This is a genomic window from Cuneatibacter sp. NSJ-177, assembly GCF_022867805.1.
Taxonomy (GTDB): domain Bacteria; phylum Bacillota; class Clostridia; order Lachnospirales; family Lachnospiraceae; genus Pseudolachnospira.
Map to the genome: position 1 here is coordinate 591,148 of NZ_JALIFO010000001.1, position 23,168 is coordinate 614,315.

Annotated in this window: 19 protein-coding genes; 15 read left to right on the forward strand and 4 right to left on the reverse strand. The window is 52.8% G+C overall.

The genetic code is table 11. From position 1 onward, the window contains the following. Nucleotides 1-24: 24 nt before the first annotated feature. The 4 genes from MUB23_RS02660 to mnmA are packed head-to-tail and all read left to right on the forward strand — an operon-like array spanning nucleotide 25 to nucleotide 3,220. A complete protein-coding gene (locus MUB23_RS02660) occupies nucleotides 25-456 on the forward strand; it encodes an RrF2 family transcriptional regulator (RefSeq protein WP_244798640.1) in 432 nt (143 codons plus the stop codon). A 51-nt stretch (nucleotides 457-507) separates the two neighbouring features. Beyond that, complete coding sequence (nifS, locus tag MUB23_RS02665; RefSeq protein WP_244798641.1) at nucleotides 508-1,686, forward strand: cysteine desulfurase NifS; 1,179 nt, start codon at nucleotides 508-510, stop codon at nucleotides 1,684-1,686. A gap of 15 nt (nucleotides 1,687-1,701) precedes the next feature. Then, the gene (gene nifU, locus MUB23_RS02670; protein ID WP_244798642.1) at nucleotides 1,702-2,139 is read left to right on the forward strand and encodes a Fe-S cluster assembly scaffold protein NifU; all 438 of its coding nucleotides are present in this window, start codon (nucleotides 1,702-1,704) and stop codon (nucleotides 2,137-2,139) included. 1 nt (nucleotide 2,140) lies between these two features. Further along, a complete protein-coding gene (gene mnmA / locus MUB23_RS02675) occupies nucleotides 2,141-3,220 on the forward strand; it encodes a tRNA 2-thiouridine(34) synthase MnmA (RefSeq protein ID WP_280515603.1) in 1,080 nt (359 codons plus the stop codon). 76 nt (nucleotides 3,221-3,296) lie between these two features. On the opposite strand, the gene MUB23_RS02680 is transcribed toward mnmA, so the two are convergent. The 3 genes from MUB23_RS02680 to MUB23_RS02690 form a co-directional block, all read right to left on the reverse strand. Next, entirely contained in the window at nucleotides 3,297-4,067 is a 771-nt protein-coding gene (locus MUB23_RS02680) for an ABC transporter permease (RefSeq protein WP_244798643.1), read from the reverse strand. Then, the gene (locus MUB23_RS02685; RefSeq protein ID WP_244798644.1) at nucleotides 4,060-4,914 is read right to left on the reverse strand and encodes an ABC transporter ATP-binding protein; all 855 of its coding nucleotides are present in this window, start codon (nucleotides 4,912-4,914) and stop codon (nucleotides 4,060-4,062) included. Before MUB23_RS02685 ends, MUB23_RS02680 begins: the two co-directional genes overlap by 8 nt. A gap of 79 nt (nucleotides 4,915-4,993) precedes the next feature. Continuing rightward, the gene (locus MUB23_RS02690; protein WP_244798645.1) at nucleotides 4,994-5,641 is read right to left on the reverse strand and encodes a TetR/AcrR family transcriptional regulator; all 648 of its coding nucleotides are present in this window, start codon (nucleotides 5,639-5,641) and stop codon (nucleotides 4,994-4,996) included. A 330-nt stretch (nucleotides 5,642-5,971) separates the two neighbouring features. Between MUB23_RS02690 and MUB23_RS02695 the strand changes: the two genes are divergently transcribed. The 9 genes from MUB23_RS02695 (at nucleotide 5,972) to MUB23_RS02735 (ending at nucleotide 17,627) form a co-directional block, all read left to right on the forward strand. After that, on the forward strand, nucleotides 5,972-7,135 hold the full coding sequence (locus MUB23_RS02695; protein WP_244798646.1) for an N-acetylmuramoyl-L-alanine amidase: 1,164 nt from the start codon (nucleotides 5,972-5,974) through the stop codon (nucleotides 7,133-7,135). A gap of 9 nt (nucleotides 7,136-7,144) precedes the next feature. Next, nucleotides 7,145-8,293, forward strand: coding sequence for a M20 family metallopeptidase (locus tag MUB23_RS02700; protein ID WP_244798647.1), 1,149 nt, complete (start codon nucleotides 7,145-7,147; stop codon nucleotides 8,291-8,293). Between the two features lie 615 nt (nucleotides 8,294-8,908). After that, nucleotides 8,909-9,865 carry an ABC transporter permease gene (locus MUB23_RS02705; protein WP_244798648.1) on the forward strand — a complete coding sequence of 319 codons (957 nt, stop codon included), beginning with the start codon at nucleotides 8,909-8,911 and terminating at the stop codon, nucleotides 9,863-9,865. 2 nt (nucleotides 9,866-9,867) lie between these two features. Continuing rightward, nucleotides 9,868-10,740 (forward strand): ABC transporter permease, encoded by an 873-nt coding sequence (locus MUB23_RS02710; protein WP_244798649.1) that lies wholly within the window; start codon nucleotides 9,868-9,870, stop codon nucleotides 10,738-10,740. 16 nt (nucleotides 10,741-10,756) lie between these two features. Then, complete coding sequence (locus MUB23_RS02715) at nucleotides 10,757-11,743, forward strand: ABC transporter ATP-binding protein (protein WP_244798650.1); 987 nt, start codon at nucleotides 10,757-10,759, stop codon at nucleotides 11,741-11,743. Continuing rightward, entirely contained in the window at nucleotides 11,743-12,723 is a 981-nt protein-coding gene (locus MUB23_RS02720; RefSeq protein ID WP_244798651.1) for an ABC transporter ATP-binding protein, read from the forward strand. Before MUB23_RS02715 ends, MUB23_RS02720 begins: the two co-directional genes overlap by 1 nt. Beyond that, entirely contained in the window at nucleotides 12,720-14,324 is a 1,605-nt protein-coding gene (locus MUB23_RS02725) for an ABC transporter substrate-binding protein (RefSeq protein WP_244798652.1), read from the forward strand. The genes MUB23_RS02720 and MUB23_RS02725 overlap by 4 nt, the downstream gene beginning before the upstream one ends. A gap of 60 nt (nucleotides 14,325-14,384) precedes the next feature. Next, a complete protein-coding gene (locus MUB23_RS02730) occupies nucleotides 14,385-15,542 on the forward strand; it encodes an alpha/beta hydrolase-fold protein (protein WP_244798653.1) in 1,158 nt (385 codons plus the stop codon). Between the two features lie 108 nt (nucleotides 15,543-15,650). Beyond that, nucleotides 15,651-17,627 (forward strand): sigma 54-interacting transcriptional regulator, encoded by a 1,977-nt coding sequence (locus MUB23_RS02735; protein WP_244798654.1) that lies wholly within the window; start codon nucleotides 15,651-15,653, stop codon nucleotides 17,625-17,627. A gap of 78 nt (nucleotides 17,628-17,705) precedes the next feature. On the opposite strand, the gene MUB23_RS02740 is transcribed toward MUB23_RS02735, so the two are convergent. Continuing rightward, nucleotides 17,706-19,244 carry a PucR family transcriptional regulator gene (locus tag MUB23_RS02740; protein WP_244798655.1) on the reverse strand — a complete coding sequence of 513 codons (1,539 nt, stop codon included), beginning with the start codon at nucleotides 19,242-19,244 and terminating at the stop codon, nucleotides 17,706-17,708. Between the two features lie 411 nt (nucleotides 19,245-19,655). Here MUB23_RS02740 and MUB23_RS02745 point away from each other — a divergent pair, with 411 nt between their 5' ends. Together MUB23_RS02745 and MUB23_RS02750 are read left to right on the forward strand one after the other, a co-directional pair. Continuing rightward, a complete protein-coding gene (locus MUB23_RS02745; RefSeq protein WP_244798656.1) occupies nucleotides 19,656-22,055 on the forward strand; it encodes a glycyl radical protein in 2,400 nt (799 codons plus the stop codon). Nucleotides 22,056-22,241: 186 nt separating this feature from the next. Beyond that, complete coding sequence (locus MUB23_RS02750) at nucleotides 22,242-23,159, forward strand: glycyl-radical enzyme activating protein (protein WP_244798657.1); 918 nt, start codon at nucleotides 22,242-22,244, stop codon at nucleotides 23,157-23,159. Nucleotides 23,160-23,168: the final 9 nt, after the last annotated feature.

Here is a 23,168-nt window from a genome sequence, read left to right on the forward strand (position 1 = left end):
AAAGAAATTCGTCAGGAGGAAACGATGAAAATTACGACGAAGGGACGATATGGCCTGCGGGCAATTGTAGATTTGGCCGTTTACAGTGAAGACGGCCCGGTGTCCATTCACAGCATCGCAGAGCGGCAAGGCGTTTCCGACGGATATCTGGAGCAGCTGATCAGCCGGTTGAAGCGGGCCGGTCTGGTGGAGAGCGTGCGGGGAGCCACCGGGGGCTACCGGCTGGCGCGGCCGGCGTCGGAGATCTCCGTGGGGGACATCCTGAGGGCCCTGGAGGGGAGCCTCTACCCGGTGGAATGTCCGGGGATCGGCGAAGGAGAGAGCTGCGGGAATGAGACCGTATGCGTGGCCAAAGGCGTATGGAAGATCATTGGCGACAGCATTGAATCCGCGGTGGACGGAATTTCCCTGGAGACACTGAAAAATCAAAGCAAAGATTGTCTGGGCATAGAATAAAGAAACGGCAAGGCTGCCAGAGCCGGTGCCGTCAGAAAGGATGAGAAAACAATGAACTCAGTCATTTATTTGGATCATGCGGCGACAACCGCCACGAGGCCGGAAGCCCTGGAAGCCATGCTTCCCTATTTCTCCGAAAAATACGGAAATGCTTCTTCCATCTATGGAATTGGGACGGAGAGCAAGAAGGCGATCGACAGTGCACGGGAGACCGTGGCGAATGCTTTGGGCGCAAAGCCGGAGGAGATTTATTTTACGGCCGGAGGAAGCGAGTCCGACAACTGGGCGTTAAAAGCGGCTGCGGAAGCATACGGCGCCAAAGGCGGCCACATCATCACGTCGAAAATCGAGCACCATGCGATTCTCCATACCTGCGAATGGCTGGAAAAACAGGGGTATGCCGTGACTTATCTGGACGTGGATGAAAAGGGCTTGGTATCCCCGGAAGCAGTGAGAAAAGCGATCCGTCCGGACACCATTCTGATCAGCATTATGTTTGCCAACAATGAGATCGGGACGGTTCAGCCGGTCAAGGAGATCGGAGAGATTGCAAAGGAAAAGAAGATCCTGTTTCATACAGACGCCGTGCAGGCTTTCGCGCACCTTGCCATCAACGTCGACGAATACCATATCGACATGCTGAGCGCCAGCGGCCATAAGCTGGGCGGCCCTAAGGGAATCGGTTTTCTGTATATCCGAAAGGGCGTAAAAATCCGTTCCTTTATTCACGGCGGCGCCCAGGAGCGGAAGCGCCGGGCTGGCACCGAGAATGTTCCGGGCATTGTTGGTCTGGGCAAAGCGGTGGAATCCGCCATGGCGCAGAGGGAAGAGACGGAGCGGAATGTGACTGCTTTAAGGGACTATCTGATCGACCGGGTTCTTCAGGAGATTCCGTTCACCCGGCTGAACGGAGACCGCAGAAAACGCCTGCCCGGCAATGTGAATTTTAGTTTTCAGTTTGTGGAGGGCGAGTCTCTGCTGATCATGTTGGACATGGAAGGAATCTGCGCTTCCAGCGGGTCGGCATGTACCACCGGATCCCTGGATCCTTCCCATGTACTGATGGCCATCGGGCTGCCCCACGAGATTGCCCACGGATCTCTTCGTCTGACACTCGGCGAGGAAAATACAAAGGAAGAAATTGATTTCGTGATTGAAAAGTTGAAGGGAATCGTAGGACGGCTGAGAGAAATGTCGCCGCTCTATGAGGATTTTATGAGGAAGAAATAAAACGGAGGAAGCAAAATGTACAGTGAAAAGGTGATGGACCATTTCCAGAACCCGCGGAATGTGGGCGAGCTGGAAAATCCCAGCGGCGTAGGAACGGTTGGCAATGCCAAATGCGGCGATATTATGAGAATCTATCTGGATGTCGATGAAAATCAGATTATCCAGGATGTGAAATTTAAAACCTTTGGCTGCGGGGCCGCGGTGGCGACCAGCAGCATGGCCACGGAACTGGTCAAGGGAAAGACCATCTTTGAAGCGCTCCAAGTGACCAACAAAGCCGTGATGGAGGCATTGGACGGCCTGCCGCCGGTTAAGGTGCACTGTTCTTTACTGGCGGAAGAAGCGATCCATGCGGCGCTCTGGGATTACGCTGAGAAGCATCAGATCGAAATTCCAGGACTCGAAAAGCCGGTCAACGATATCAGCGAACACGAGGAAGAAGAGGAATATTGATTTGGCAGAGCGTGAAAAGATTGTAATCGGCATGTCCGGGGGCGTGGATTCCTCCGTGGCGGCATGGCTTTTAAAAGAGCAGGGCTATGACGTCATCGGTGTGACGATGGAGACTTGGGACGGAGAAGCCACAGGCGAGGAGGGCACCTGTGGCCTTTCTGCCGTTTCCGACGCCGGACGAGTGGCGGACGTGCTGGGAATCCCCCATTATACAGTTGATTTCCGGAAAGAGTTTCGGGAAAATGTGATCGAAACATTCATGAGAGAATACGAGTCCGGACGGACGCCGAATCCATGCGTGGTCTGTAACCGGAAGGTCAAATGGGAAGCGCTGCTGGAAAAGGCGGAAGAGCTGGGCGCCGGTCTGGTCGCTACGGGCCACTATGCCAGAATCCTCCGGCTGCCCAACGGAAGATATGCGCTGGAGCGGGCGGTGAACGCGGCCAAAGACCAGACTTATGCGCTCTACCGTTTGACTCAGGATCAGCTGGCCAGGACCAGGATGCCGCTGGGCGCCTACTCCAAGGACCGGGTTCGGGAGATGGCGGAGCAGGCAGGCCTTCCGGTGGCCCATAAGCCGGACAGCCAGGAGATCTGCTTTATTCCTGATCAGGATTATGCTGCGTTTATCGGCCGGCTGCGGGGAAGCCTTCCTCCGGAGGGAGATTTTGTCAATCTGGAGGGGGAAAAGCTGGGACGCCACAAAGGGATCGTTCATTATACGGTAGGGCAGAGAAAGGGTCTTGGAATCGCATTTGGTATCCCCATGTTTGTGAGGGAAATCCGGTCGGAGACCAATGAGGTGGTTCTCGGCACCGGGGACCAGGTATTTTCCCGAACGGTCTTCTGCCGGGAACTGTCCTATATGGCGGAGCCTGGATTTTCAGAGCCACGCCGGGTTTGGGCAAAGATTCGATACAGCCATAAGGGTGCGTGGGCCACGGTACGGATGCTGGGAGAAGATCTGGCCGAATGTCTTTTTGACGAGCCGGTGCGCGCCGTGACGCCGGGACAGGCCATCGTCTTTTACGACGGAGATCTTGTGCTGGGCGGCGGAACCATCATAAAAAGCAGGGATTAAAAGGAAAGGGAAAAGGCTGCAGCAGGGCTTTTAGGAGGCTCTGCAGCAGCTTTTTGTTTTTATGAGAAATAACCTGTTATGATATTCTTCGCTGATAAATCTGGATTGAAAGAGTAAATGCGGCTATGATGATCCCCACGCACCAAATGAGTGCTGTCCAAAGGCTGTCACCGAAAGGCAAGCCAAGGGTCAAGGCCCTAAAACTGTCAATGATTGGCGTCATGGGCTGTATTTCCGCAAACAATTTAAGCCCGCGATCCATAGAATCAACCGGAACAAATCCCGAACTGACAAAGGGTAAAATAAAAAGTGGAAGCATAAGTCCGCTGGACCCTTCTACCGTTTTTGAGAGTAACCCGCACATGACGGCAAGCAATGAGATTGCAATGTTCACTATAGTAAGAAGCCCAATGACAAGCAGCCAATCACGAAAATTGCCCTGGGGCCGGAAGCCAAGAAGAAAGGCTGTGCCGATAATGATAAGGGTTGAAATCGAATTTCTTACCACTCCTGCGCCTGTATGGCCGATCAGGACAGCCGTTTTTGAGATAGACAGAGTACGAAAGCGGTCTAGGATCCCTTTTGTCATATCGGTTGTCATATTCATTGCCGAATATTGTGAGGACTGACCAAGGCTTTGCAAGATAATACCCGGTACAATAAAATCAATGTAATTCATATCTCCGACATTTGCTATATTCCCAAATACAGTTCCAAACAAGAACATTAATAAAAACGGTACGATTGTCGCTACCAATAACGCTTCTGGGTTTCGCAGCGAAATGAATAGGCAGCGCTTGAACATAACCCATGAGTCAAAAATGATATTTGTTTTTCTCTCATACATGTCGATTGTCCTCCTCATTTCCATCAATTAAAGTTAAAAAAACATCTTCCAGAGAGGGCAGGTTGGGCTCCATGCCATCCACAAGAATCCCGTGTTCAGATAAAAGTTCCATAGCCTTGGCTGCATTTTCCTCGTTTTGGAAATGGAGCCGGGCCCCTCGTTTCGGCAGGATCTCTTTTAGATATTGAGGCGTGCCCTCCGCCAGTATCTCGCCTTTGTGAAGGATGCCAACGTTGTCGGCAAGAGATTCAGCCTCTTCTAAATATTGGGTGGTGAGAAACACGGTAGTCCCGTTCTTTGCTAAATTCTTTACGAAATCCCACATCGCAATCCGATTCTGTGGGTCAAGTCCTGTTGTGGGTTCGTCGAGAAAAAGCACTTGGGGATGAACCATAAGGCTCATGGCGATATCCAGCCTGCGCCGCATACCGCCGGAATAAGTTGAAACTTTTCGGTCGGCCGCATCCTCTAAATCAAAAAACGATAACCATTCGCCGGTTTTTCTTTTGACGTCCGGCAGGCGGATTAACTGTCCGATCAGATGTAAATTTTCTCTGCCGGTCAAGACATCATCGACTGCCGTAAACTGTCCAGTCAAACTAATGAGCTTTCGCACCTCTCGTTCTTGGGACACCACATCAAACCCGTGAATGGAAGCACTCCCTCCATCTGGTTTTAGCAAGGTGGATAGGATTTTGACAATCGTTGTTTTTCCCGCGCCATTGGTACCGAGAAGGGCATAGATGGTTCCGCCAGGGACAGAAAAACTGACATTTTTCAAAACTTCTTTGTTCTTGTAACTTTTCTTTAGCTCTGTTACTGAAATGGATACATGTTGTTTTGGCACAATGATACCTCCTTTTATTTTTCATACCTACCGAATGAATGTATATGACAAATATAAAATTGCCTAAAAAACAGGCAATTTATTTTTCGTCCTCTTTTGAAAAATAAGGCAAACTCTTTATCATAGCGGCTAACTCATCATCATAGAGGGGCAATCCCATTTTCTCTAATATTTCAGAGACAAACAGATACCGGCGCTGGATTTCCTCGAAGCTGCCGGGAAAAATGGAGGGGATAAACAACAAATCGATAACAATGAGAAACTCCGATAATTCTTTTGCATATTCGGTATGAATCGAACCATCCCTCTGGCCTTCTTCAATCAGCTCCAGCCAATACGGATAGAGAATACGGCGGTTCTCTTCCATCATTCTTGCCAGAACATGGGGGTTTTTTAAGAGCGGAATCGCTTGCTTTGATAATTCCACTTGTTTTTCATCCGATTGATTTAACAGAATGGCCATTTTCATTTTTTGCAGCCCATTTAGATCAGTACGCTTTTTTACCGCTTCAAAAGGATTATGATTCGAAAACATCTTTGCACTCAAAGCGTCCATAATTTCTTCTTTTGACTTAAAATGGTGATAGACAGCGCCTTTCGTTAATCCCCCTAATTCATCGACTATATTTTGAATTGTGGTATTGTCATATCCTTTTTCAAGAAATAAGCGTTCCGATACTTCTAATATTTTGTCAACGGTTACTTCCGGATATTTGTTCCTGGCCATCCCATGGATCCTCCCAATACATTCTGTGCGAATGTAATTATTATAAAGCACACAGGGCCGGGTGTCAACAACTTTCATACCAAACGTATGTAAAAAGATATGGGAGAGGTTTTGCGTGTTTTTCTCGCGTGAAAGCGAATTGGCTCATCTGCCAGTATTTCGATTCATGGAATGTCAGCTGAAATTAAGAAAATATTCCGGGTTCTGTCCTGGTATCTTTCTGGGAATTTTGTTATAATGAGCGCATGGTACAACGGATAGGAAACAAAGATTTCATTCGGTTACGAAATCGTTCATCGCAATGGACGGGAGGAATTGGGGGACACGAGTATGAAAAAGAAATTGGCAGTTCTGCTGACCGGCATCCTTTTGCTGGCGGCGGTGGGATGCGGGAACGCGGACAGCGCTGGGACAAAAACGGCGGACAGTACGAAGCAGACGGAGACGGAAGCCGGCGGCACAATTTCCGGCGCAGGTGCGGCAACCCAGCCGGTAACCACATCAGAGCCATCCGGTGAGACAACAGCCGCAGAGACGACGGCACAGACGGAAACCACGGCGGCGGAGACCACACCGGCAGAGACTACCCCTCCGGAGACCACGGCTGCGCCGGTCGTGTTCCAGGATGTGGATGAAACCGTCTATGTGACGGACCGGGTGAACCTGCGGACCGCCCCTTCCCTTGACTCGGAAATAAAAGAGGTGTTGTCCAAAAACGTTTCCCTGAAACGGACCGGCACCAGCGAGGAATGGAGCCGCGTTGTCTTAAATGGCGAGGAAGGTTTTGTGTCCGCAAAATATTTGACCACGGAAAAACCGAAGGTCAGCGAGAATCAGTCCGGAACCGGAATTTATCACGAAGGCGGCGATATCCTGGTGGTAATCGATGCCGGACACCAGAGCAAGCAGATGACGGATAAGGAGCCCAACGGCCCCGGCTCCTCCACGATGAAAGCAAAGGTGGCCAGCGGCACAGAAGGCGTGTCCACAGGAAACGAGGAATATAAGATCAACTTGAAGGTGGCCCTTCTTCTGCGGGACGAGCTGCTTTCCCGCGGCTACAGTGTTATCATGACCAGGGAAACCAACGATGTGAAGCTGAGCAATGTGGACCGCGCGCAGATCGCCAATGAGGCCGGAGCCGACGCCATGGTCCGGATTCACTGCAACAGCTCGGAAAAAAGTTCCGTCAAAGGGGCTCTTGGCATCTGCCAGTCAGCTGACAATCCTTACTGCGGCGACATCTATAAGAAGTGCCTGAAGCTGACCAAGGCGGTTTTAAACGGCCACTGTGAGGCGACCGGGCGCAAAAATACCGGTGTCTGGGAGACCGACACGATGACCGGCACCAATTGGTGCGAGGTGCCAAACACCATCATTGAGATGGGGTATATGAGCAATCCGGACGAGGACGAACGGATGGGCACGGAAGAGTTTCAGCGCCAGGCCGCTATCGGAATTGCAGACGGCCTGGACGATTATTTTGGAAGATAGGAGCAGTGAATGATCGATGTGATATCCCTGACCAGGGAGCTGGTGCAAATCGAGAGCACGGATCCCGGAACTTATGAGGAAGCCCTGGGAGAATTTTTTGATCAATGGTTTTCCCGGATTGGAATTCTTTCGGCGGCGTCGGAGGTATTGCCGGGCCGCCGGAACCGAATGGTGGAGCTTCCCGGCGAGAGCTCCGGGCCGGCGATGATCTGGATCTGTCATATGGATACGGTTCCAATCGGGGAGGGGTGGCGGATGCCGCCCCTTTCGGCGGAACTTGCGGACGGCAGGATTTACGGCCGCGGGGCCTGTGACATGAAGGCCGGACTTGCCTGCGCCATGGCAGCGTTTGCGGAAATCGCGGTTTTGAGAAAACGGCTGAGCCGTCCGCTGCGCCTGATCGCCACTGTGGATGAAGAGGATCAGATGCGCGGCGTGGAAGCTGCGGTTCAGGCCGGATGGGTGGATTCGGACAGCTGGGTGCTGGATTTGGAACCCACCGGAGGTGAAATTCAAATGGCGCATAAAGGCCGGTTCTGGTCAGAGCTTTCGGTACGGGGAGTCACCGCCCACGCCAGCCGGCCGGAAACAGGGGCCGATGCGATCCGGGGGATTGCGGAGGCAATTCACATGATTGGCCGGGAGATGGAGCATCTGCCGGTGCATTCGGAGCTGGGAGGCTCTACAGTTACTTTCGGCAGGATTGAGGGCGGGCATCAGCCCTATGTGGTGCCGGATTTTTGCCGGGTATCCATCGACATGCGGCTGTCGCCGCCCACCGGTTCCAAACAGGCGGAGGAAATTTTACGCCGGGGAATCGCGGCGGCGGAATCGGCGGTGCCCGGAGTTTCCGGCAGCTATCAAGTGACCGGAGACCGGCCCTATGTGGAGAGGAATGAGGACTCGCCCTTGCTGCACGCGCTTCGCAAAGCCTGCCGAAAGGCGGTGGGAATAGAGCCGGTGACCGGTGTTTTTCCCGGATATACCGACACGGCCGTGATTGCCGGAATGCTGGGGAATTCAAACTGTATGTCTTACGGTCCGGGAGATCTGGGGCTGGCCCACAAGCCGGACGAATCGGTGGCCTGTGAGGACATTCTCCGCTGTCACCGCGTGATGAAATGCCTGGCGGAGCAGTTGCTTCAAGATCCGGTATAGAATGGTGTACGGCAGCAGGCCAAAAAAGCTGCTGGGTCAAGGCGCCATAGGCGGTGCGGCCGGATGGGATATGACGAAAAAGTGGTTTGAGGACTATTTATAGCTTGATCCGGCCAGACTATTGAGTAGGGAGAAGAATACAGAGCAAAGGGCGAGGCTATCGCAAGGGAAAATGGATAACAAGGGTGAATGAAAGATGTTAGGAGCTGAAAAAGATTGCAATTTTGTGAAAGAAAGATTGCAAAATGGCGGTTGGAATTTGGATGGGCGCTGACCCATCCGGCGGCCAAACCAACAGAAAAAAGAAAGACGGCATGAATTTCAGCTGTCGGAAACGAAATGCTTCTTTTTCTGAAATAACTTCAGAAACGGGAGCTTTTTTTGTTCCCAAAATCCGGCGGCGGCCTTTGTGACGGAGAACCAGAAGGTCCGGATTCCCCGTTTTTCATGGACAGATGCCGCTGAGAGCGTCTGGATATGCCCTTTGCCTTTCAACTGAATTTTGATACCTATCGACAAGATCCATCAAAAAAGAGAAAACTTGGCACCTAACTTGCTACTTTATCAAGTACAGGCTTCTAAGAAAATGAAAATCCAGTGAGGAGGAGCAAGTCTATGTCACGTTACATCGTTAAACGGCTGCTGATGATGATTCCGGTCATTCTAGGCGTCACTTGGTTTGTGTTTACCCTGATGTATTTTACACCGGGCGACCCGGCTCAGATCATCCTTGGGGCGGACGCCACCGAGCAGGAAATCCAGGAAAAAAGAGAAGAGCTGGGGTTAAACGGTTCTTACCTGGAACGCTTCGGCACCTACCTGAAACAGGTCTTCGTCGACGGTGATCTGGGAACTTCCTATATCTACAATAACAGTATTGCCGACGAAATCGCCGCCCGGTTCCCTAATACCTTCAAGATCGCAGCGATCAGCGTGGTGCTTGCGGTAATCATCGGTCTGCCGCTCGGCGTGATGGCCGCGGTGAATCAGAACACCTGGAAGGATAACGGCTCGATGTTCCTTGCCCTCTTTGGAGTATCGATGCCAAGCTTCTGGTTTGCCCTGATGATGGTAATCGTGCTGAGCCTGCACTTGAAATTGCTGCCGGCCACCGGACTGGACAGCTGGAAATGCTATATCATGCCGTGCGTGTCTATCGCCATCGGCGGCGCGGCGGGCATTGCCCGTCAGACCCGCTCCAGTATGCTGGAAGTGATCCGGCAGGATTATATCACCACGGCAAGGGCGAAGGGGCAGACGGAATTTTTAGTCACATATAAGCACGCTCTCAGGAATGCGCTGATCCCCATCATTACCCAGGTCGGAAATATGCTGGGCATTCAGTTGGGCGGAGCCATCGTGGCGGAAAGTATCTTTTCCGTTCCGGGGCTTGGCACTTACATGGTATCGGCCATTAAAAACCGGGACTATCCGGTGGTGCAGGGAAGCGTCCTGGTGGTTGCCATCTGCTTTGGCCTTGTGATGCTGTTGGTGGACATTGTATTTGCGTTTGCGGATCCCAGAATTCGGTCGCAGTATCAGAAAAAGAAGAAAGTGGCAAAGGAGGCATAGTCATGAGTGCGGAAATAAAGAAGAAAAAGAAAAAAGAAAGCCGGTTTCTCAGCACCTTGTCCCGGCTGAAAAAGAATAAAATGGCCATGGCCGGACTGATCATTGTCTGTCTGATTTTGCTGATGGCGCTGTTTGCTCCCCTGATTGCTCCTTACGGATATGAGGAACAGGACCTGGCCCACATGTTTTCCTCCCCGTCCTCGGATCACTGGATGGGAACGGATAATCTGGGGCGCGATATATTCAGCCGTCTGGTTTACGGTTCCCGCCAGTCCCTGAAAATCGGCTTTCTCTCTGTGCTGATGGCTTCGGTGATCGGCATCACCCTGGGAGCCATCGCCGGTTATTACGGAGGAAAGGTGGATAACATTCTGATGCGTTTTCTGGATGTCTTCCAGTCCGTACCGGCCATGCTGATGTCCATCGCCATCGCCGCAACCCTGGGCGCCGGGATGAACAACGCGATTGTCGCCATCGGGATCGGCACGGTTCCCATCTACGCCCGAATGACAAGGGCGCAGTTCTTAAGCATCCGGGGAATGGAATATGTGGAGGCCGCCGTTGCGATCAATGCAAAAGACCCGCGGATCATTGCCAAACATATTCTGCCCAATGCACTTTCCCCGATGATCGTACAGATGACCATGGGCGTGGCCGGTGCGATTCTGACCGCCGCTTCTTTGAGCTTTATCGGTCTTGGCGCACAGCCTCCGCTTTCCGAGTGGGGAGCCATGCTATCCGCAGGGCGCAGCTATATCCGGGATTATCCTCATCTGGTCATGTTCCCCGGAATTACGATCATGATCACGGTGCTTTCGCTGAATATGCTGGGCGACGGCCTCCGGGATGCCCTGGATCCCAGATTGAAAAACTGATAGGAGGGGAATGGCGATGAGTGAGACAAAACAGACGGATAATCTCGTTTCCGTTCGGGACCTGGTGGTGGAATTTACCACCGACGGCTCCGTGGTACATGCGGTGAACGGAGTATCCTTTGACATTAACAAGGGTGAGACGCTGGGACTGGTCGGAGAGACCGGGGCCGGAAAGACGACGATTGCCAAGGCGATTTTGGGAATTCTCCCGGATCCTCCAGCAAAGGTTCGGAACGGTTCCATCACATTTGAGGGGCAGGACCTGCTTTCCCTGCCGGAAAAAGAAATGCGGAAGGTCCGGGGAAAGAGAATCTCCATGATCTTTCAGGACCCGATGACTGCTTTGAACCCGATTTTTACGGTGGGAGATCAGATTGCGGAAGCGATCCTGCTCCATGAAAAGATGTCCAAGGCGGAGTCGGAAAAAAGAGCCGTCGATATGCTGGAATTGGTGGGCATTCCCGGAGAACGCTGCAAAGAATACCCGCATCAGTTCTCCGGCGGGATGAAGCAGCGCGTCGTGATTGCGATGGCTCTGGCCTGTAATCCGGAACTGCTGTTGGCCGATGAGCCGACCACTGCCCTGGACGTGACGATTCAGGCGCAGGTTTTGGAAATGATGGCCAACCTGAAAGAAAAACTGAATACATCTGTGCTGATGATCACCCATGATTTGGGAATCGTGGCCGAAATGTGCGATAAGGTAGCTGTCATCTATGCGGGAGAGATCGTGGAAATCGGACTGGCGGAGGACATTTTTGACCGGGCCACCCATCCCTACACCAAAGGATTGTTCGGCTCCCTGCCCAGCTTAAAGAGCCATGAAAAGAGGCTGCATCCGATCACCGGAATGGTGCCGGATCCGACCAATCTGCCGGAAGGCTGCAAGTTCTCTCCCCGGTGCAAGTATGCCGACGAGGGATGCCGCTGTCAGGCGATTCCGCTTCACGACCTGGGGAACGGTCATCTGGTTCGATGCCGGAAGGAAGGGGGAGAAAAGTAATGTCTGCGTTTTTGGAAGTACAAAACCTAAAAAAATATTTCAAGACCGGGAGAGGCACCCTCCATGCGGTCGATGATGTCAGTTTCAAGATCGAAAAGGGAACCACCCTCGGCGTGGTCGGGGAATCCGGCTGCGGGAAATCTACCTTGGGCCGCACGATCCTTCATCTGCTGGACAGCACCGGCGGAAAGATTTTCTTTCAAGGAGAGGACATCACCCATGTAAACAAACAAAAACTGCGGGAACTCCGGGAGGAAATGCAGATTATCTTCCAGGATCCCTTCTCTTCTTTAAACCCCAGAATGTCGGTCAGTGAAATCATCAAGGAGCCTCTGATCTTAAAGGGCGGCATGTCCAAAGATCAGATGGACGAAGAGGTCAAAAAGCTGATGGACACGGTGGGACTGGCGGAGCGGCTGACCAACGCCTACCCCCATGAGCTGGACGGCGGAAGGAGGCAGAGAATCGGAATCGCCCGCGCTCTGGCGCTGAATCCCAGCTTTATTGTCTGTGACGAGCCGGTCTCCGCCCTCGACGTGTCGATCCAGGCACAGATTTTGAACCTGATGCAGGATTTGCAGGAAGAGAGAGGTTTAACCTATATTTTTATTACCCATGACCTCTCGGTCGTCAAGCACATTTCCGATGAAATCTGCGTGATGTATCTGGGCCAGCTGGTGGAGAAAGCGCCTTCGGAGGAATTGTTTGAAAATCCGCTCCACCCTTACACAAAGGCACTTTTATCCGCGATTCCGATCCCGGATGTCCATAACAAGAAACAGAGAATTCTGCTGAAGGGGGAGATTACCTCCCCGATCGACCCGAAACCCGGCTGCCGGTTTGCCGCCCGCTGCATCCATGCGACGGAAGCCTGCCGCAAGCCTCAGGCTTTGGAGGAGATCAATCCCGGTCACTTTGTTTCCTGCCAAAAGGTCAGGGAACTGAATGATAGTAAAATCCACAAGGAGGAGACAATATGAAAAAGTCAATAGCAATGGTTTTGGCCGGAGTGATGGCGCTTAGCATGACCGCCTGCGGCGGAGGCGGAAACACCACGACGGCAGCGGCAGGGGGCAGCGGCACGGCGGCTGGCAGCACGGCAGCCGCGGGAGGCAGCGAAGCAAGCGGGAGCGGGGAAAACAGTGACCGCGCTCTGTATGTGGAGATCAGCTCCGATCCCGGCGATCTGACCCCGTTCGGCAACAATGGCACGAACCCGGTCCGGATCAAAGGGCAGATCTATGAGAGACTTTATGAATACGGTTACAACTACGAAGTGACCCCGATTCTGGCAGAGTCCTGGGAACAGAAGGATTCGACCCATTGGGTGTTCCACCTGAAAGAGGGAGTGAAGTTCTCCAACGGAAATGATTTCACCGCCTCCGATATGCTTTTTTCCATGAATCTCTGCAAGGACGGAACCGTGATGTCCAAGAAATACGTGGAATTTGTTGATTTCGAGAACACCAAGATCATCGACGACCACACGGTTGAGGTAGCGCTTACCTCCCCGGATGCCTTCTTCTTCTCCGGCTTCTGCGGGGTTTATATGGTAGACGAAGAATCCTACAATGCCAGCGGCGACGGCCTGGCCAGCGAGCCCATCGGCACCGGCCCTTACAAATTTGTCGAGTGGACGACCGGATCCAGCGTGAAACTGACCGCCAATGAAAATTGGTGGGGCGGCGACGTAAAGATCAAGGACGTGGTGTTTAAGGTGATCACCGAGTCTTCTCAGCGTTCCATCGAGTTGGAGACCGGCGGCGTAGACCTGGTTTTGGATCTGGGAATGGCCGATTATGACCGCTTGAACGAGAGCTCGGATTACTCGGTGCTGGTGAACGACACCTTCCGTACCTCCAGTATCTATTTCAACTGTTCTGAGCATTCAGCCTGCAACAGCAAGGAACTCCGCCAGGCGATTGCTTATGCCATCGATGCGAACGGAATTCTGACCGGCGCATACTCCAACTTCGGCTCCATCGCCAAATCTTTCTGCAACGAAAAGATGCTGGACTACAACGAGGCATGGGCAGCGAATGACTACTATACCCAGAACTTAGAGAAAGCAAAAGAATTGCTGGCAGCTTCCGGATACGATGCCGCAAAGCCTCTGAGCATCATTGTTTCGGATGATCCTCTCCAGAACACGATGGCGGAGATCATCCAGGCTTATCTGAGCCAGCTTGGCATCACGGCGGAAATTACGTCCTATGAGAGCGCAGTTTATAACAACGCTATCGACGATGAAGCGGGCGGCTGGGATATTTCCTTTGTTACGCTGACCGCGCCGAGCTGCCAGATCCTCGATATCTGCAACGCCTTCTTTGCAGAGGATGGCATCAACCGTTCCTGTTTCCAGAACGCCGAGTTCAATACGCTGGTGAAAAAAGCGGTTGTGGAACCGGATGAGAAAGTCAGGGCGGAGCAGATCGACCAGCTGGTTGCGATCGTGACCGAAGATGTTCCGGCCTACATGATGGTTCAGACGGCGGATCTTTATGCTTATAACAATGATCTGGTTGGTTTCCAGGTTTGGAACCAGACCAATTTCCAAGCGAAAGATTTGTCTTTCAAATAAGGAAGATTCAGGGGCCTTGGCAATCCAGGGCCCCTAAAAAATGGCGGAAGGGGGAATTTCATGCTGCTGGAAGGCGGGATGTTTTATTTTAATCCCAAACATTTGTTTTTTGTACCGGGATCCTGCGTCGCTTATTTAAATGAATTTGCCTGTGAACTTCAGTACGAAATCTTTGAGGATCAGGGGGAACACTGGATCAGCCGGAACGATTGGACCCGGATGCTTTCCCATGTGGAGAAAATGAGATCCGAGGGAAACGCTTGTTTTACCTTGCTTCGGGATGGAATTTTGTATGGGCCGCTGGAGAAGCTGGCCGGATTTTTGCCCGGGGCTTCTTTTGCGAGGCAAGGGGATCTGCTGTGGATCTCCCTGGAAGGGGCGGGACAGGGGAAAGAATGGGAGCGGACGGCGAAAGTGACGCCGGAAGCGGAGTGGGAACGCCTTCTTGCCAGAATCCGTTTACAGCGGAAAGGAAAAGAATTTGGGGATTTCTATTTTACGTATTGGCTGGAGGGCCTGAAAAAATGGTTTCCCTACCGGTTCTATATTCCGACGGCTGCAGAGGAAGGGGGCGCCTTGCCCCTTGTGATCTGCCTGCACGGAGGAAGGGGCGGAGCCAATTCCATGAGCGATCTGGCAAAGGGGCGCCTGCAGGAGATGGCGGAACGTCATGGGATGTATTTACTCTGTCCGGACGGCGTAACCTTTGACAGTACCTATGGCTGTCTGGCCCCGCCAAGCTGTCTTGCCGAGGAGCAGATCGATGGAACCTGCCCGGAGAACCCGCTCCATTTTACGGAGGAAGAGCAGGAGAGAAAGGCGTGGGGAGAGAAGGGACTTTTATTTTTGCTGGAGCTGTTAAAGCAGCGGTATCCGATTCATCCAGAGCAAATTTTTTTGATGGGGAATTCCATGGGAGGAATGGGAACTTTTTATCTGGGCACGAAATATCCAGAACTTTTTCATGCGCTGGCGCCATCCGGGACGATGCCGGATCTTCGCTTTTTTCCCTGGGAAAAGTTGAAGGAAACACCGGTTTTGTTTCTGGCCGGCACGGAGGACGGCTGTGGATTTTCCGGGATGCGGCGGCTTTGCCGGAAGATGAAAGAAGCGGGCATCCCGATTGCGTTTCAGACCATCGGAGGCGGCGCGCATTCCGACGCCTGGGTGTCAGGGCTTTCCGATATTTTTGCGTTTTTTGAACGAAGCCAAAAATAGCAGAGGGTCTTGTACTTACTCCCGCAGGAGAATTACCATTCGAATTTAGTTGCCCTGAATGGCGGTTTCGGGTAAAATGGGAGAAAACGTCGAAGAGGAGAGCGGTATATGATTCGCTGCATGTACGTATTTCAGGATTCCAACAATGAAAAATACGCCAGAACCATTGCAAAAGAGCTGGATGTCGACCTCTACCCGGTAAACTCCACCGGTTATGGGGAGGAGGATTTTGCGGTGATTACCCGGTGGGCGGAAAATAACTACATGGACGCGATCATTGCCCACGGCCGGGATTACCGGAAGTTAGAACGGATGAGCCTGGAAATCCCGGTTTTTCCGATTTATCATTCCAGTTGGGAGAATCTGAAAATTTTGCTGGCTTTAAAGAGGCGGCTGGGAGAGCGGGCGTCTCAGCCCTTAAAAATCGGCTTGGCCTCCCACTATCCGATTCCCCAGGACCGGGAGGTGCTGACCCATATTTTCGGCTGGGACATTCACAATACCATCATCCCTCAAAATGATGATCTGGAAGAATTTTTCCGGAATCTGAAGGCCGAAGGGTACGAAGTCATTGTCTGCGGGGAAATGTATGTGCCTGCCGTGAAAAAAAGCGGAATGCTCGGTTTTTACGAGCCGAATATTATTTCTTACGCCAGCTTAAAAGAAGGCTTTGAGATGGCGGTCCGTATGGCGCAGTTTCAGGTGCAGCTAAAAAACCGGACCAGAGAGCTGAAACTGATGATGGACCATTCCTTTGAGGCGATTTTGATGCTGGCCGCCGACGGAGCCATCACGGTATACAATAAGGCGGTGGAAAATCTTCTGCTGGAAAGCACAGGGGAAATCCGCGGCCGGTATTTGACGGAAGTCTTTCCTGAAATGTCTTCCGACCTCTTGGATCAGGTATTAAGCGGCGGCAGCGATGTCTATGGCCAGATTGTTACCTTGAACAATAAAAATTGTGTGGTCAACATCACAAAGGTGAAGAAAGATAAGAATGTCGACAGCCTGCTGATCCATATCAGCGAGCTGGGCCAACTGGAAAAGATGGAGGCCCACGCCAAGGATGAACTATACAGCAAAGGGCATACCGCGAAATACCATCTGGAAGATATCCTCGGAGAATCGGAGGAGATCCGGGAAATGAAGCGGCGGGCCCTGCATTTCGCCAAGTACAATGCCAATATCCTTTTGATGGGAGAGACCGGCACCGGAAAGGAATATTTCGCCCAGGGCATCCACAATGAGAGCCTGCGAAAAAACAAGCCTTTTGTGGCGATCAACTGCGGCGCAATCCCTTTGAATCTGCTGGAAAGCGAACTGTTCGGTTATGTGGACGGCGCGTTTACCGGCGCGTCGCGAAAAGGGAAAAAGGGACTGATTGAAGTGGCGGATGGAGGCACGCTGTTTTTGGACGAGATTTCGGAGATGGATCTCTACGGTCAGACCCGTCTGCTCCGGGTGCTGGAGGAGCGGGCGGTCAGCCGGATCGGCGACGATACGATCCGCCCGGTAGATATCCGCGTGATCGCAGCGTCCAATAAAAACCTCTTAAAACGGGTAGAAGAGGGAAAGTTTCGGGAAGATTTGTATTACCGCCTGAATGTGCTGACGCTTCGGATTCCGCCTATGCGGGAACGGGGGCAGGACGTGCTGATTTTGGCGGAGAGTTTTCTCAAGCGGTTTGGGGAACGCTACAAAAAGAACCTGGTGCTGTCCGATGAGGCGAAACGGGTGCTGCTGTGGTTTCCCTGGAAAGGAAATGCCCGCCAGCTCCGCAATTTCTGCGAACAACTGGTGATCATTGCCAATAAAAGCGAGGTGGAGGGCGGATATCTCCGGAAGCTGATTGAGGATACATATCTGATGGAAGTCGAAAAGCCGAAAGAAGCAGAACAGAGGGAGCAGGAGGAAAATGACGGTGAGCCGATGATCTTCCTCCCGGACGACACGGAGCGGGAGCGGATCATCAAAGCGCTGAACCAGGCCCACGGACGGCGTCAGGGCGCGGCGGATAAGCTGGGAATCAGCAAGTCCAGTTTGTGGCGGAAGATGAAGAAGTACGGGATCAGTGAGAATTATTAGGATAGAACAGCCAGCTGGAAATGAAAGGCCGGGCTCCGCGGGGGAGTCCGGCTTTTTTTCGTATGCTCCGTGTGCAGATCACAGGCGGATGTTTCGTCCCATCACCTTTTCATAATACTGTAGAATCAGACAGGAGAGGATCAGCCGGTGCTGCAGATAACCGTCGTCCAGCGGAATTTCGATGATCTCCAGGATCTTGTTGACCTTGTTCAGTACGGTGTTCCGGTGCATGTACATCTTTTGGGCGGTTTTGTTCAGGCTCCGGTCGGAGATCAGGTAATAAAACATCACTTCCCGGAGGTTGGAATGATGCTGAAGGTCATAACGGCAGAGGCGGATGATGGCCGGGTGGACCAGATAGACGATATCTTCGTGACGGTGAGTCTGGATAAATTGCTTGGCGCACAGGTCGATAATCCCGAAAATACCGTACTCTTCCTGATGAAAGATCCGGGACGGATTCCGCTCCGGTTTCAGGGCGGCTGCGAGACGCAGCGTGTCACAGGCCATCAGGTATTCGGTTCTTAGATAAGTCTTGTGCCGGGTCGCGTTGCTGACTGCGGCGCAGGCAGAAAACTCAGCGAGAAGCGCGTTCAGCTTCTCATAAGAAAAATTGAGTTTTTCCGCAGGCCGGACCGGCTGGGAATAAAACAGGACAATGTCCCCGCGGAAAACCCCCATATTGGTATGAGGGAAAATCTCTTCCAACTGAAATTGAAGATAAGAGTAGGGCAGGAAAGCTTTCTCTGAAAACCGGATTACCAGGCAGGATAAAAAGTTTTCCAAAGGATGGGGCAGATCTTTGATTAGTTGCTCCATTTTCGTATTGTCGATGAAATCCTGTTCCATGATCTGAGAGAGGAAGCGGGTGCAGGCGGAAGGCTGGCCGGAAAGGTCCGCAGCCGGCCTCAGGGACAGAATCAGCAGGTCTGTCAGCGCTCTCTGATCCAGGCAGTCCGCCGCAGAACACCAAAGCCAGAGGGACGCTTTTCCCGGACGCACGGGCAGGGGGCGCAGAGAATAGGAAACCCCGGAGAGGACGCCTTCTTTTGCCTCCTCCGTGAAGAGAGGGGGAAGGCCCAGATCCTTTTGCTGCTCCCTGTTAACCGCATGTTTTTTTAGGAAAAGCTCTGCAGCCGGGTCGGGAAAATATATCTTCCTGCTGCCGCAGATGACCTGGTAGCGGTCGTTCAGGAGAAACAGATGGGAGTGGGTATGCTCGGAGAAACGTTCCAGAACCTCCACCGGATTGCTTCCGCCGGAGGCGAGGGAAGCCCAGAGCATGGTCCAGGAATGGTATTGGGAGAAAATTTCCTGGCAGCGAGTTTGAAGATCCCGCAGCGGCAGACGGGATAAAAGATAGCTGACAGAGGAGCATTCCGGATCTGAAATCGGTCCGGAGCCGGAGAGCAGGAGGACAACCGGGCAGCCCGGAGGATTTGCTTTCAGCAGCTCTGCGGCCTCCGAAGCTTCCCCCAGATAGATCCGGTTGGCCTTCCAGGTTTCGGATACTTGCGGAAGAGGAAACAGGCCGGAACTGTCTGCGGCCGTTTGATAAAACTGTTCTTGAATCAGATCGCGGGAGAGCTGCCCCCGCAGATAAGTGAGATCGGTCATGATGTCCTGCTTTCTATCAATCGTAACTCGTAGATAAACTGTCTTCTATTCTAACGGATTTTCAATCGGTGCGCAAGTATTGATATCACGGCAGCTCATACCGGCGGGAGAATGGACCGGTCAGAAGTGTCAAAATCCAAAATCCGAAACTATTTTGAAAAAACTTTGTCAGGATTGCACACCATGGCAGGGCGTTCCTGTGCATTGATCCCAGGAATTTTCAGATTACCTAAAACCTATTGATATATTGAGAGAAAACATATAAAATTTCCTTAGCGAGCAGCCGGAGAAGGCGCTCACAAGGTATCAGGGCATATCCAGCAATTTTTGGCAGTCCTGACGAAATCGGAATGATCTTTATAAAATTTTTAAGAGGAGGAACGGCATCGGGTTCCGGTGCAGAAAAGAAGAATGAACGAACGTGTCAAACGCATGAAGGACAGTCTGAAAATCAACAAATATCCGCTCTGTGTGGAGGTGTTCCGCCTGGCCAACGAGTCTTTGGATTCCACCGGCGGGGACCCGATGCTGCTGCGGCGGGCAAAACTCCACGCCCATATTCTGGACAATATCACCATTTTTATCGAGGAAGACGACCTACTCTGCGGTTCCGGAGCCAGCAAGCCCTTCGGACTGGAAATGCAGTATGAATACGGCGTCTGGACCAAGGATGAAGTGGAATCCTTGAAAAGTGAAATCTATACGATCAGCCCGGAGGATGAAGAGGAACTGTACCGGCTAAACGATCGTTTCGCCGGCAACTCCCTGAACCACAACCTGGTGGAGACCATGGGAAAGAGCCTGGGCGAGAACGACCGCCTGTGGCCGTTCATGAAATCCGGCTGTATCCTGCCTCCGTGGAAGGATAAGAGCGGCGGATCGGGCGGCGGATTCGCTATGTCTGGCTATGGCCTGGGGCCTGGTTTTTCCCTGGTTGCCGTGGACTTTGCCAGAGTCTTGAGAGACGGAGCCAAGGGCATCATTGCCGAGGCGAAGCAGTGTCTTTCTGACCTGCGCTACGATGCGGCGGACAGCCTGGAAAAACGGTATTTCTGGGAAGGCGTGATCATCGTCTACGAAGCCTGGGTGCGTTTTGCCAACCGGTATGCGGACCTGGCCGAGGAAATGGCTGCTGGAGAAAGCCGTCCGCAGCGGAAAGCTGAGCTTTTGGAGATGGCCCGGATCTGCCGGAAAGTGCCCTATGAACCGGCGGAGACTTTCCGCGAGGCCATGCAGTCCTACTGGTTTACCTTCCTGATGATGTGCCCTTCCCCAACGGCCACCGGCGGACGGTTCGACCAGTTTATGTATCCTTATTATAAGAAGGATAAAGAAGAAAAACGGATCACCGATGATCAGGTGCTGGAGCTTTTGGAGGTCATGCGCTGTAAGGTCATGAAGATCAATCGGGTTTCCGGCAAAGCCAACCGGGCCAAAAACGCCGGTATGGCAAAGTGGTACAACTGGACCATCGGCGGCCAGAAGCCCGACGGCAGCGACGCCACCAATGAGCTGAGCTACCTACTTTTGGAGGCGGCCAAGGATACCCACCTGCCCCACTATACGCTGACGGTCCGTGTCCACGAGAATTCTCCGAAGGAATTCCTGGTGAAAGCGTTGGAGGTTGTGAAGACGGGGCTGGGACTGCCTGCCTTTATCGGGGATAACAGCTACATGAATTTCTTCACCGGCGGCGGGCTTTCGGTGGAACAGGCCAGAGATTACTGCGCCACCGGCTGCGTGGACGGAAACGTGCAGGCCACGACGAGGACCCAGGTGGCGGTCTTCTTCATCATCCCCCAGGCCATGGACATCTGCATGCACAACGGCTACTGCCGTTTTACCAAGGAGACGGTGGGAATTGAGACCGGCGACGTGACCAAGATGGAGTCCTTTGAGGAGTTCAAGGCGGCTGTCTACCGTCAGATGGCGTATCTGATGGGCATGGCCAATGAGCGCATCAATGTGGAGCTGATCGCCGAGCGGGAGCTGTTCCCGGATGTGTTCCGATCCTCCCTGATGAAAGATGGCGTCAAAACCGGCAAGGATATGTTCAACCGAACCTTTGAGATGGAAAACGCAGCGGTTCTCGGCGCAGTTGGCGGTGTCAACACCGGAAACGCCCTGGCCGCCATCAAAAAGTTGGTCTATGAGGAGAAAAAATACACCATGGCCCAGCTGCTCACTGCTCTGGACGCCGACTGGGAAGGATTTCCGGAAATGCGCAAAGACTTCCAGGATGCGCCGAAGTATGGCAATAACATCGACTATGTGGATTCTATTGTGGCCGACGTCTATTCCTACTACGCAAGCGTTTGCCTGAGCCTGCCCTGCGCTTACGGCGGAACCCTGAGGCCCAATGCGATTTCGATTTCCGCCCACCAGCCCGGCGGCGCGGTGACCGGAGCCACGGCGGACGGGAGAAAGGGAGGAGAGATCCTGGCCGACGCATCCCTGTCGCCGGATCACGGACAGGATTTGTCCGGCCCGCTGGCCGTGTTCCAAAGCGCCATGAAGGTGAATCAGGACGCGTATCAGGGGACTTTGATGAATATGAAATTCCACCCGACGGCTTTAAAGACCGAGTCGGATCTGGAAAAACTGGCGAGTGTGGTGAAGACTTATCTGACCCACGGCGGCAAGCATGTCCAGTTCAATGTGGTAAACAAAGAAGAAATGCTGGACGCCAAGGAACATCCGGAAGAACATCCGGAGCTGGTGGTCCGGGTAGCGGGATACAGCGCTTATTTTACCCGTCTGACCGACGGAATTCAAAATGAAGTGATCAACCGTACCTGCCACGATCTGTAGGAGCCGGGAAAGAGCCCGGCCGGAAAAAGGGAGAGCTTCCACAAGCGGCTTTCCTGCAGCGGACAGTAAGCCGTTTACCGGCAAAGAGCTGTCCGCCGCAGGAAATGCGGATGGCAGCCCTCCCTTTGGGTGGTTGAATGAGTGAGGTGCTGGCAGTTTCCGCCAGTGTGAAAGAGGAGGCAGATGATGAAAACAGAGGAAAAAGAAGGGATTGTTTTTGATATTCAGCACTATTCGATCCACGACGGTCCGGGGATCCGGACCAACGTCTTTGTGAAGGGGTGTCCGCTTCGGTGCCGCTGGTGCCAGAATCCGGAATCTCAGAGCGTGAAGCCCCAGCTGATGTACCGCCTGGAGCCCTGCGTGGGCTGCGGCGCCTGCGTACCCCGCTGCCCCAGGCAGGCGATCCGCTTGGAGGAGGGAAAGGTGATCACGGACCGGACTCGCTGCAATGGCTGCGGCGCCTGCGTCTCCGTCTGCCCGGCGGAGGCAAGGGAGATCACCGGGGAGCCGATGACCGCCCAGGATGTGCTGGAAAAAGTGATCCAGGATAAACTTTTTTACGACACCTCCGGCGGGGGAGTGACGATGACCGGCGGAGAAATTTTGGCGCAGCCGGATTTTGTGGCCGCGGTTTTAAAACTCTGTAAAGAAAACGGACTTCACACCGCTATTGAGACCTGCGGCTATGGAAGCTGGGAGGAGCTTGATCAAATCCTGGACTATACGGATCTGGCTCTCTACGACGTCAAACATATGGATTCCGAAAAGCACAAAGAGGGCACCGGAGCCGGAAATGAGAGAATTCTGGAAAACCTGGCCCGGCTTTCCGGAGAGAAAAACATTCCGGTGATTGTCAGGGTCCCTCTGATCCCAGGATTCAATGATACCGAGGAGAATATGAGGCAGATGGCGGCCTTTATCAAAGAGAAGCTTCCAACCTGTCAGGAGGTCAATTTGCTTCCCTACCATAAACTGGGGGAAGGAAAGAAAGAACAGTTGGAGCGGGAAAACGCTGCGTTTATCTGCGAGCCGCCGGCCCAGGAGGACGTGGAACGTCTCCGCGCACTGCTCTGTGAGCTGGGCGTTAAGGCCACCGTCTGAAAGGTGGGG